We start from the raw sequence: 12567 nt of genomic DNA, 5'->3' as shown, positions 1-12567 counted from the left end.
ATAAACACTCCCCCTTCTAAGGGAGAATGTTTATCAAAAGGTTTATTCTCCGGCCTCAACAATCCTTTCATATAAATCTAACTGTACGTCGTCAAAGTTGGCTTCAACACCCGGCTGCATTTTCTCTGCAAAAGCTTCTTGATCGACTTCAACGAATTCCATACCCTCTTCTTTTAATTCTTTCTCAATTTCCTCTGTTTCTGATTCATATAACTCCATGCCATATTCCTGCGCTTCTGCAGCAGCTTCCTGTACAGATTCCTGCATATCTTCATCTAACTCTTCATACTGGTCATTTCCTACTACTACATAAATCCAGGAGTATACATGCTCAGTAACATTCACATAATCTTGTACCTCTGCCAGCCCTCCACTCTGAATAAGGTCTACTGGGTTTTCTTGTCCATCGATAACACCTTGCTGGAGTCCAGTAAATACTTCACTAAAGTCCATCGCTTGAGGTCTAGCTCCTGCCTCTTCCCATGCTTCCATAAATAAAGGTACATTTGGCACTCTCATCTTAAAACCGTCCAAATCGTCAGGGGTTTCTATTTTTTCGTTAGAAGTCAAGTTTCTAGGAGCTCGAGTATGGTAGTAAAGCGGTGTTACTCCCACCTCTTCTTTTACGGCTTCTTCAATATCTGCTCCAACATCTCCTTCAACTACTTCTTGTAAATGTTCTTCATTATTAAATGCATAAGGTGTAGCCATAAGAGCAGCTTCAGGGGCCCAGTTTTCCATAGTTTCCCCAGTAATTGTCATATCGGCTGTTCCGGCTTCGATACCGTCTAACACTTCGGTTTCAGAGCCCAATTCTTCGTTAGGGTAAATATCAATTTCCAGCTGCCCATCCGTTTTCTCGCTTACTAGTTCGGCAAATTTCTCTGCTGTTTTGTTCCATTGATGATCCTCATTAGATAAGTGCCCTAATTTCCAGGTAATCGTATCGCCCGATCCAGATCCTCCATCATCGCTCCCACATGCAGCTAAAACAAAAACCAACAGCACTGAAAAGAATAAACTTACTTTTTTTCTCATAAAAATGCCTCCTTAGAATTTAAATTTATGTAAATTAAATTACTCAAGAATTTAAGTAATTAAATATACTTTGCGGTACTGGAATCCCATCTGCCTTGTATTTTTCTTCTTTTAACTGTTCTGGTTCCCCTGGCACTAAAACAGAAGAAAACCCTTCAGCCGGTTTAACATCATGCAACTGATCTATCATTTGGTCGATATTACGAAGAAATTCATTTTTATCAATGAACAAACCAGGATCTATCGTTACAATCACATGACTAAGCTCTCTATTACTTTGATAGTCGCCATACATGGTGGAAATGCCCGGTCCGAATGAACCACCAGTCAATACCCCCGTCAAAACGTCTACTACAAGTCCAAGTCCATATCCTTTTGGTCCCCCGGATGGTAATAAGTACTTTACTAAATTAGGATTTGTAACCGGATTACCTTTCTCATCAACTCCCCAGTTATCAGGAATATCACTGCCGGTTTCTCTTGAGTGTAATACTTTTCCTAATGCTACATTACTAGTAGCCATATCCAGAATGATTGGACGATAGCGTTGAGCAGGAAAACCGTATGCAATAGGGTTCGTTCCAAAAAAAGGTTCAGCCCCTCCAAATGGCACAACTGCACTATCCGTATGCGTCATTATCATGCTGATAGTTTCTTGGTCAGCAGCCTGTTGAGCGAAATAGGACAAAGCACCGCAATGACTACTATTTACAATACCTACAATTCCAATGCCATTTTCTTTAGATAGTTTAATAGCTTCATCCATTGCTGCTTTAGTTATCACATGACCCATGCCATTATCCCCATCAAATAAAGCAGCTGAGGATCCTTTTTTGGTTATATTAAACTGAGGCTTAGCATTCATCCCACCTTCTGACATCCTCTTCACATAATGTTCTGTACGTAAGACTCCATGTGAACTAACCCCACGTAAATCAGCGTGAACCAATACATCAGCCACTATTTTCGCATGATCTTTACTTACATTAGCTTCTGTAAGTTTATTTACCACTAATGATTTTAGTTTGTCTTGAGAAACAACTTTTACAGTCATACTATCTCCCTCTCTATCTTTCGTATTAGATGAAATATGGATAACGAACCTACTTATAAAACGCTTACAATAAAGAACAAAAAAGAAACTTAATGGTTCTCTAAGCAGGCTCAAACAACTAAACCGGTTTACTAAACCGATTCACTAAACCGATTTAGTAAATAATAACACAGTGAAAGCGCTTTTAAAACATTATTTTTTAACTTTTCTTAATTTTATATAAAACTCTCATGTATAGGCTGCTGAGTTATAAAGGAATCGTGTAAAGAATAAGTAAAACCCTGCTTCGCTATTGAAGCAGGGTTTTACTTATTCTTCACTATCCGTGTCTGCCGTATATTGATCCGGCATCGTATCCCAAACACTTGCGTCCGCATCTTCAATCGAGCCATCCGCCAGCGCAGCAATTGAAGAAAGCATGGCATCAGTTCCCTGTTTAATCAAGTAACCACTGCTCTTCTGACCAAGAATTGAACTCGTATTTGGAGAATCGGTCATCCCTCTATTTTCAAAAAGAATAGTCGGAATATCGTAGTGGGTTGCGAAATGGTTGCGCGCGTTTGATGTTAATCCATCCCCCTCCGCATAGCGGGCAAATGTGCCGTACCCTTTAGATTCCATTTCATTGTAAACAACAGCTCCCAGTTTTTGTGACTTCTCCAATACTTCATCAGTTACTGTACTCGTTGGAAAAAGCAGAGCACCGGATACTAATTCTCCTTCCTCAGTTACACGATTAGCTATTTGGTGATGAAAATCGATGGCATAATCAATGTCGTACTTTTGAAGGACATCCTCATGCAGAGCGCGGGTTTCCGGCTGTGATAAAGAGTTATGAGTGCGGTTTAAGTTAATGCCGGCCGCATTGTTACGTGTCTGCATCCCTCCGAATTGAAGATGAGAAGTATCCCAATCGACGTCGCCTGCTGCTCCGTCAGGGTTTAATCGAGGTACAAACAAAACATTTACATTATCGAGCCATTCCTTTACCTCCTTGCCATTGGTAGAGAGCTTCTTAATCACCTGAACTGCAGATTCAGTGACTAGCGCCTCATTTCCGTGCTGCTGTGTGAGCATAAGAATCGTAGGGTTATTTGGATCACTGCCTGCTTTGACAAGGTTAAGATCGCGCCCCTTAATCGATTGACCAATGACTTCAACACTAACGTGCTCAGACTTTTCATCTGCCTCTCGTAAAAAATCTGCCAGCTCTTCATTACTTGTTAAACTTTCAATTTTCACTTGCTGGTTTTCATTCACTTCCGGACCACTTCCCTCGGCACTGACTAAGCTGAAGGCTGGTGAAGCAAGCAGTGTTAAAGTCAGTGCAGCTGTTAACCCTTTTTTGAATTTGTAGTTTTTCATACACACCCCTCCAAGAAATGTAGTTACAGGTAATATTTTCTTGAAAAAGTTGACATTCCCTTCTAATATATTAAAAATTCAGTCAATTTACCCATTAATAAAGTTGATCTCATCAGCAAGAAACACAAAAAAGCGAGCATTAGAACTCGCCTTTTCTTATTAATAGCACGAGCCTGGTGATGACTCGTTCGATATTAGTATAGTTTCACAAGCTCATCAAATCTCTCAATCACCTCATCATACTCACTCACCTGGCCAAATCCATACTTAGCATACACAAAAGGAACCCCTGCATTCATTGCAGCCTTTCGATCCCCTTCTGTATCCCCTACATAAACTGGATCAGATAAATTGTTCCTATCGATAATTAATTGAATGTTTTCTCCCTTTGAAAGCCCGGTCCTTCCCGGATTCTCAAAATCGTCAAAGTACTTTTCGAGCTTATGGTATTTATAAAAAGCTTCGATATAGCCATCCTGACAGTTGCTGACGATGAAGAGCTTATATTTTTTTGAAAGCTTCTTCAGGATGTCTTCCACGTGATCGTAAAGGACACCTCCTTCTTTCTCGATGTCATCGTTCTCGATCCTGCAGCAGTCCTCTAACAATTGCTGTCTATCTGTAGTTTTCAGGTTCGGAAAAAGCCTTTTGCTGATTTCCTCCATTTGCAGACCCATTACGCCTTCAAGGTCTTCTCTTGTTAACGTTTTGTCTACTTGATTGTTTCTGGCAATGGTGCGGTTCCACGAGCTTGCGACGGTATCCACGGAATCCCACAGGGTGCCGTCAAGGTCAAATATAATGCTATCCATAATGAATGGCTCCTTTTATAAATATATGTAGAATCTACCTTCTACTTTATCATATGATATTAATTTCTATAAAAAGAAGCCCTCCAATTCCGTTTGGGAGATTGGAAGGCTGGCCTTTATTTTATAATTTTTATACTTTTCGACTGATTGATCGTCATCGGGAAATGGTTCAACTTCAGCTCCTGTTGACGTTCCTCATTCAAATTCGTCTGCCACACTTCACTTACATTCTTATCCGCATGAAAGCCTGCTACAATTGCATGCTCTTTCGCATTAAACACCCGTAAAATCAACGCGTCTTCATCCTCCGCCTTCTTCAACGTACTCAGCACGGCTTCCGAATGCTCAGCCTCTTCAAGCAGCTGATAGCGAACCGGCGTTTTTACACTGGATTCATTGAGCTTCATTGCATTGTGAGGTATCTTGTTATACGTTTCAATCGGTGTCAAGTAGTCTTTTGCTGCTTTGGCGATGTTTGCTTCAAGCGTGCTTCCTTCATGAAAATACAGGGCGAAGTCAAGCTTCAGCTTTCCTAGCATCTGTGAGTCCGGTGTCGGCATTTTAATACCTGATGGACGTCCGGGTCTTCTCAGCATATCCGATTTTCCGAGATAGCCGACGCTTCGGAACAACGTGACCGCGATTGTATCAAAATGTTCCCCTACAATCTCGTATTCTCTCGTGCTGTTTGTTAACACGCTCACCCCGTAGTCTTCATCCGACAAGCCGACATGGCTTAACATCGGATAAATGGCGTCGGGACGTTCGCTCCATTTTTCCTCTTCCCAGACGTTCATCGCGGAATCCACAACGTCGCGTTTAATATGGCCGAACTGGTTATCGGCGATGGAAAAGCTTGAGCTTAAGCCGGTTGGGATATAAGCACGCAGACGGTGGTCTTCTGCTTCGTTATAAAGCTCGCATTCTACTTCGATCAACGGTTTATGATTAGGGATGTGAACCTTGAATTGAACATCTACCCTGCTGTTACGCCCGCCTGCTTTCCGGTTTTCTAAATCGGCAGGGACTTGTAACGTATAGGAAATGGCCATGCTTGCAGCGCAGGAGTTCTGCGTCAGCGATACGCTGGCTTCCACTTCACCGCTGTGAATCAACTGCTCACCTTCAAGGGGCGAGTAATCATATTCATCGCCGTCGTCGCCTCCATTTTCAAGTAAAAGCACTTGATCAAAAGTCCGTTCCAGCTGTTTATCATAAATTTTCAGGGTGCCGTTCTCGTTTACATGGACCCGATAGTAGTCTGTTTCAACCGAATTTACGATTTGACCTCCAGCTGACTTTTCTTCTGCTTCTTGGACGAATAAGGTCGTATACCCCATCGGCGGCAGTGTTTCCTTCAGCTGAATTTCATATTTAATAAAAGGGTCGTAGTTGCCGTAGTGGACAATTTGACGGTCAATCAAGCCGGGATCGATCTCTTCTGAGTGAAGAATCTCGTAATCTGCTTCTTTTCCTTCACCGTCCAGTAAGGTAAATCCTTTGTATTTCGTGATCAGCTCAGTCGTTACGACTTCCTCACGTTCATACGGAAGGAAGTTAAACAGCGTCAGGAGGTCCGTATCATCCTCTGTTTCGATTGCATCTACAATCCTACGCTTGTAAAATTCGATCAGCTGATCCGTTTTTTCTTCGGCTAAAAACAGTCGTCCAGCAATTTCGCTGTGGACTTTGTCTGAGCAGCAGCACCCGATGCTGTCGTGGGCGTGGTTTTTCATGATTTCTTTCCAAATCAGCTCTATCAAGCCGTGATAGTACTCAAAGCCGAGGTCATACGCCATGGATGCAAGCGGCTCAAGCACGTTTGTGATCTTATTTTCCACGCGGGTGTTGGCGGCTTTAATATCCATGCGTGTAGAGAAAATGCTGCGGTGGACGCGCATATATTTTCCATCGAGAAATTCACCTTCAAGCACGGCGAGATCCTCCTGTTTCTCGACTTCGGCAAAAATATTTTCGTAGTTACTTAAGAAAAATTCTCGGTCCGGATAGAGTGCACGCAATTTTTCCATGACTTCATAAATGTCCTTCTGAATCGGCATTTGATCGTGTCCGTTCGGCAGCACTAAATGGTCCGTCGTCGTCCCGCGGTCCAAGACAGGAAAATATTTTTCCATCCGCTCCTTTAACGCTTCCTCTTCCTGCGGCAGATACTTTCCAATCGCGTAGCCGAGCGGCAGGAGCTGGACGAGGACACGGGAACCATCCTCTGTCTGCCAGTAGAATTCTGTTTTATCAGTGCCATGGCGCTCGGAAGTCCCGCGCCAGAACATCGTATATTTTATATCAAAGCCGTTTAAAATGTGAGGCATCTGCGCGGACTGACCGAAGGAATCAGGCAGGTAGCCGATCATCATCGGCTGCCCGAACTCCTTGCTGTCTTTGATACCGTACAGCAGATTGCGGACGATTGACTCACCGCCGACGACCATTTCATCGGTCTGTGTGTACCATGGACCAATGATCAGTTTCCCTGACTGAACGAGCTTTCTCACCCGCTCTTTCGCTTCCGGCTTTACGGCAAAATAATCTTCTAAAATCGAAGTCTGTCCATCGAGTACATAGTAAGGATACTCTGGATCATTCTCGAGCCGCTCCATGATTTCTTCCATATTATTAACGAGTAAAATTCTCGATTCTTCTGTTGAGAAATACCATTCCCGGTCCCAGTGCATATGGGGTACAACGTGCACTTGCTTCATCTCGAATCCCTTCCTTTAGTTCACAGCTGTTTTCATTTGTGTTTGTTCTTCTGTTTCGATATCGGTTTTCTGTCGCTTCAGTTTGTTTTTTCTAGACAGAATGAGCAGCACCATGGAAATAAAGGCACCGATCAGAGCTGCACCCAGCCAGATGCTGGCAGCTAAGAAGACCGGTTGTCCTTCGACTAACGCCAGGGAGAAAATCCCAGCTCCAGGTACGTTTAAGCCGATGCCAAAGTAAGCCACGATTCCGCCGGTGACTGCAGAGCCTGCGATCAGTGATGGAATCACGCGCAGCGGATCGTTGATCATGAATGGAATCGCACCTTCGGTAATTCCGGCTAACCCTAGCAGCCACGTCTGTTTCCCGACTTCTCGTTCGGGCTTAGTATATAAGTTTCTTGCTACAATTGTTGCTCCGGTGACAGCAAACGCTGAGACCATCTTTACTGAAGCGAAGGCAGCATAAGGCATAATGTTGCCGCTCGCCATTGCTCCAATACAGAACGTGTAGGCCGCTTTGTTGACGGGACCTCCAAGATCAAAGGAAACCATTGCGCCAATTATCGCTCCGAGTAAAATCGCGTTTCCTCCGGACAATCCTTCAAGCCAGCTGATAAGTCCATTGTTTAAGAAGGCTAATGGCTCTCCGATAACGAACAGCATAATCGCCCCGACCGACAGCGTACCTGCGACAGGATAAAGCCAGAAACTGACGAATCCGGAGAACGTGCCGGATGTCTGTACATATTTTTTCAAAAGCTTAATGATATAACCCGCGAGGAAACCACCCAGCATCCCGCCTAAGAAGCCGCTTTCAATTAAGTTCGCAGCAATACCTGCCGCAAATCCGGGTCCTAATGCCGGCTTATCGCCAATCGCATAGGCCATATAGGCAGCTAGCACTGGAATCATGAGGGTGCCGAGCATTTCTCCGCCTAACTGACTGAACAACCACAACCATGAGCCTTCTTGTTCATACAAATCCTGTAATCCGAAGGCCTGAGAGATCAACACTGTAAACGCGAGTGTCATTCCGCCGGCAACGATGATCGGAATAATATAGGAGATCCCGGTCATAATCGAATCTTTAATTTCTGCTTTAAAAGTTCGTGATTCCGGTTCCTCGTCTTCTACCCCATCATCGTCCTCTTCACGTAAAGATGGATCACGTGATTTCTTTATTGCATCTTCAATAATACCTTTCGCATTTTTTAAAGGAGCAGCCACAGACGTCGTTACCCGCGGCAGCCTGGCAAACCTGTCCTGGTCTTTGACCGCAACATCTGCAGCAAAGATAACCGCGTCCGCCCGGCGAATATCTTTTTTCGAATGACGATCTTCAATTCCATTAGATCCCTGCTTCTCTACCTTAACCTCAGCGTTAAGCTCCTTCCCGGCACGTACCAGAGCTTCCGCAGCCATATACGTATGCGCAATCCCTGCCGGACAGGCAGTTACAGCCAGAATCAGTTTATCGGCTTTCCCACTTACAGCTTCCGGCGCTTCATCCTGATCAAGTGCCTCGTAGAACTGTTCACTACTCTCAGCCGCCATCAGCCGGGCTTTATAAGCCGGGTCGGCCATACGGGTCATTAATTCAGCCAATAAATTCAAGTGCGTGGAGCCCGCTTCATCCTCAGGGATCGCCAGCAGCATCACAAGCTCGACTTTGTTATTCTCATCAACACTCTCCCAGTCTTCAATCGGCGTGTTTAATGTAGCTGCGGCAAATGCAGCCTGCTTGACGGATGTTGATTTGCCATGAGGGATCGCCAGTCCCCCTTCCATACCCGTAGCAGACATGGCCTCTCGTTCCATAACAGCTTCATAAAAATCATCGGCTGAATGAAGCCTTCCTTCTTTATATAACTGATCAACTAAATAACGGATCGCTTCTTCTTTTGAAGAAAACGAAAGGTCCGCACTAATTAAACTCGTTGACGTTAAACGTTGTAATTTCACTACGTGTTCCTCCTCTCTAGTGATCCTTTCATTTGAAACCAATGTAACACAGCGGAAGTAAACGCTTTCTTTTCTTGTGAAAAGTACACGGCTTTATAAAAAGAAACCACTTGAACTGTGTATTTATACACATCAAGTGGTTTCCCAGAAAATATTCGAAAGATGCTGCAGCGCAAGCATTACGGGTGTCTTATCAGAAATGTTGTAGTTTTCCATCATCCGCTTAGGTGAATAAAAGAAAAAACGGTAATCTGCCATTCTCTCCAACGTATTAGCGCCGAAATGTGTGAGAGAAATGATCGCAATACCTTTTTCCTTCGCAAGCTCAGCCATCTCCAGAATCTGCTCCGTCTCTCCGGACATACTGATTAAGAACAATACATCCTGCTTACTGCCATGATTTATGGCGTATACAGCATCATGCCGGTGCAGGAAAAATTCCGCATTCATCCCGCCGATTTTAAAATGCGTCGACATGATTTCACAAAACGGTGCCGTATCGCCTACCCCAAAAAGGTATACGTGGCCGGAATGCTTCACTTTCCTTGCAATTCTTGCGAGCATTTCATCATCTAAGAGCTCCACTGTCTTACGAATATTAAACTGAGCGGTATTCTCCTCCTGCGCAGCCTGTTCTTCCTTTAGGCTGTTTTTCAGCTGGGAGAATCCATCATACCCGAGTTTCTTTGAGAGACGGGTAATCGTGTTGGGTACAGTGTATAAGGATTTGGCCAGTGATTGAATCGAAGTCTCTTTGACGGTCAATTGATTTGCCAATATATAGTCAATAATTTGATCGTCGGTATCGTTCAGCTTGTACTCATATTTATGGGCTCTGTCTTTTAAATTCATATGTCCACCTCATTGAAGGCCTGTTTAATGGCTTTATTATAACATGACCTAAAGGGAAGCCCGTTTCTCACAAAAAAACTCCGAATCCAAAAGCGGTTTCGGAGAGAGTAATCTTGTTAAACTAAAGTAGATTTAGATGGTTTATAAGGACGATAGAGGTCATCGGTATCTTTCGATTGAGACAGATAATAAGCTTCTACATTTCTTATAGCCTGAACAAACTTTTCGTTGAGAAACCAGTATTCCTCTTCATAAGTCAGCTGCTGAATCTCTTGTTTACTCAATTGTAATCCTGTATCGGCTAATGTATACTCCGCAGTCTTCATCGAATCTCTCCCTCTATTCGTTATAAATAGGATTCATAGTTTCATTGTAGGCGGAGTATTTAAAAATTATACCTGTTTTTCTTAGCTCTCTACTAATTTCTTATAGAAATGGTAATTGTCCTCAAAGTTTGTTCAGCGCCTCTCTTTGCTTTCCTCAACTGTTTTCTTAGTAAAGACCAGCAGCAGTGTCATACCCAGAATACAAGCCGTGCCCAGCCATTGATAATATCCAAAGGGCTCTTTTAACCAGACTACCATAGTTAACACGGCTGAAAGAGGTTCTAAGTTACCAATTAGACTAGTTTCTTTAGGTTTAAGATATTGTAGACTTTCAATGTAAAACCAAAACGCGAACATAGTGCCGAAAACGACTATAAATATTAAATACAAATAAATCTCCGCTGTGAAGTTTGAAAAGTCCGCCTGCCAGGGGGGGTGTAAAAAACTTAACGCCGTGCCTCCGATGACCATGGCCCAGCCCACTACTACAAGCGAATCATATGTTCTAAGTAAAGGGATTGCATATAGAGTATAGAAAGCTAAAGCAACCCCCGATAATATCCCCCAAAAAGCAGAGATGACGGGTACCGATAATTCTTCAGCGGATCCGTTCGTAAGTAATAAAAATGTACCAAGTAAAGTAAGCGTAACCGTGATCATATCCTGTTTAGTGAAAATCGTCTGTTTGCGTAAGAGTAAGTAAACGATGAAAAAGTCATCCATCAGTTAGTAAACTGATGGATGACTTTATTATATCCAATAATATCCAATCATTAGGAATACAACCGTTAGACTAATGATTTTCATCCAGAAAGGAAGTTTTTCATTCTGCGTTTGATTAACCTCTGCTTCCTTTTGCTCCACCTGCTTCTGATAGTTCGGACTGCAGCATCCCATCAGGCTGTTGGCTTCAGCTCTTCTTCAAGCGGGATATTCTGCTTCAAGCCGCGGCGGGCAGCGATAAAGAAGGAGCTCACAATAATAATGGTAATGACGGCAGCACCAATATACGAAACGTTCATCGACAGACCGAATCCGATCGGGGCATTTAGAATATACGTGAACGTAGCCATTGTCATAAATGCTGCCGGAATCGCAGCGATCCAGTAATTTTTCCTTGCCAGGAACAAGTACATAGCACCGACCCATAGTGCAATCACGGCAGTCGACTGGTTCGCCCAGGAGAAATATCTCCATAGTAAAGTGAAATCAATGCGTGTCAGCACGAAGGAAATTACAAACAGCGGCAGGGCGATCCAAATACGGCTCGCGATTTTCTTTTGTGAAACCTTGATATAATCGGCAATGATCATACGGGCACTTCTGAACGCTGTATCACCTGAAGTAATCGGCAGTACAATGACCCCAAGAACAGCAAGTGTTCCTCCAACTGCTCCGAGCATAGCAATGGAAACTTCGCTGACAACACCGGCAGGGCCACCATTGGCAAGCACTTCATTAAGGCCGGCAGAACCATTGAATACACTCATGGCTGCTGCTGCCCAGATCATTGCGATAATTCCTTCGGCAATCATCATACCGTAGAAAATACGGCGTCCTTGTTTTTCCGTCTGAGTAGTTCTTGAGATAATCGGTGTCTGCGTCGCGTGGAAACCAGACAGCGCACCACAGGAAATCGTTAAGAATAATAGTGGAAAAATCGGTGCATTATCCGGGTGCATGTTTGTTAAGGTAAGCTCCGGAACAGGCGCTCCTGTAATAACAAGGGAAGCTCCCACACCAATGGCACTGATTAAAAGCAGTGCTCCAAAAATCGGGTAAAACCGACCGATGATTTTATCAATCGGAAGCATCGTAGCCAGCATATAATAAACAAAGATGGCTCCGATAATAATCGGCAGGCTCAGCCAGCTGCTTGTCATGTTATGCAGCAGGTCGGCAGGCGCCGTAACAAAAACTGTTCCTACCAGCACTAGCAGTAAAATCGCAAAGGCGTTTACGACGTGCTTCATTACTTTTCCTAAAAACTTGCCGGCAAGCTCTGGCAGGTGGGCGCCGCGATTGCGGATGGAAATCATACCCGTTAGATAATCATGGACCGCCCCGGCGAAAATACAGCCAAATACAATCCAGAGAAAGGCTACTGGTCCATATAAAGCTCCAAGTATCGGACCAAAAATCGGACCAACGCCGGCTATATTTAATAACTGAATTAAAGCATTTTTCTTTTCCCCCATCGGCAGATAATCGACACCGTCACCGTGCGTATAAGCCGGAGTCTGACGATCTGTATTCACTCCGAACGTTTTCTCAACGTATTTACCATACGTAAAATAACCAATAATTAATAGTGCAATACTCACAAGAAACGTAATCACAACAGCTTCCTCCCTCGATTCTTTGTAACCGCTTACAACGAATGTAACAAAATAGCGCTTACAAATGAGGAGTTTTGTCTAACATGTCGAATTTAT

The 12567-nt window shown here is 43.7% G+C and carries 9 protein-coding genes and 1 pseudogene; all 10 read right to left on the bottom strand.

Annotated elements, in window-relative coordinates:
* Positions 1-42: 42 nt before the first annotated feature.
* Positions 43-1038, bottom strand: coding sequence for a TRAP transporter substrate-binding protein (locus tag LF822_RS12970; protein WP_253924491.1), 996 nt, complete (start codon positions 1036-1038; stop codon positions 43-45).
* Between the two features lie 43 nt (positions 1039-1081).
* A complete protein-coding gene (gene allD, locus LF822_RS12965) occupies positions 1082-2092 on the bottom strand; it encodes an ureidoglycolate dehydrogenase (RefSeq protein WP_253924490.1) in 1011 nt (336 codons plus the stop codon).
* Positions 2093-2401: 309 nt separating this feature from the next.
* Positions 2402-3457, bottom strand: coding sequence for a M14 family zinc carboxypeptidase (locus LF822_RS12960; RefSeq protein WP_253924489.1), 1056 nt, complete (start codon positions 3455-3457; stop codon positions 2402-2404).
* Between the two features lie 194 nt (positions 3458-3651).
* Positions 3652-4269, bottom strand: a complete 618-nt coding sequence (locus tag LF822_RS12955; protein WP_253924488.1) for an HAD family hydrolase — start codon at positions 4267-4269, stop codon at positions 3652-3654.
* Positions 4270-4385: 116 nt separating this feature from the next.
* The gene (gene mngB, locus LF822_RS12950; protein ID WP_253924487.1) at positions 4386-6989 is read right to left on the bottom strand and encodes a mannosylglycerate hydrolase; all 2604 of its coding nucleotides are present in this window, start codon (positions 6987-6989) and stop codon (positions 4386-4388) included.
* A gap of 15 nt (positions 6990-7004) precedes the next feature.
* Entirely contained in the window at positions 7005-8954 is a 1950-nt protein-coding gene (gene mngA / locus LF822_RS12945) for a PTS 2-O-a-mannosyl-D-glycerate transporter subunit IIABC (RefSeq protein ID WP_253924486.1), read from the bottom strand.
* A gap of 132 nt (positions 8955-9086) precedes the next feature.
* Positions 9087-9806, bottom strand: a complete 720-nt coding sequence (locus LF822_RS12940) for a MurR/RpiR family transcriptional regulator (protein ID WP_253924485.1) — start codon at positions 9804-9806, stop codon at positions 9087-9089.
* 116 nt (positions 9807-9922) lie between these two features.
* The gene (locus tag LF822_RS12935; protein WP_253924484.1) at positions 9923-10132 is read right to left on the bottom strand and encodes a hypothetical protein; all 210 of its coding nucleotides are present in this window, start codon (positions 10130-10132) and stop codon (positions 9923-9925) included.
* A 132-nt stretch (positions 10133-10264) separates the two neighbouring features.
* Positions 10265-10840, bottom strand: a pseudogene (locus LF822_RS12930) (DMT family transporter); the annotation flags it as partial.
* A 188-nt stretch (positions 10841-11028) separates the two neighbouring features.
* Complete coding sequence (locus tag LF822_RS12925) at positions 11029-12471, bottom strand: carbon starvation CstA family protein (protein ID WP_253924483.1); 1443 nt, start codon at positions 12469-12471, stop codon at positions 11029-11031.
* Between the last annotated feature and the right edge of the window lie 96 nt (positions 12472-12567).

The organism is Halobacillus sp. A5, from assembly GCF_024189315.1.
Taxonomy (GTDB): Bacteria; Bacillota; Bacilli; order Bacillales; family Halobacillaceae; genus Halobacillus_A.
This window is presented reverse-complemented; position numbering and strand designations above follow the sequence as displayed.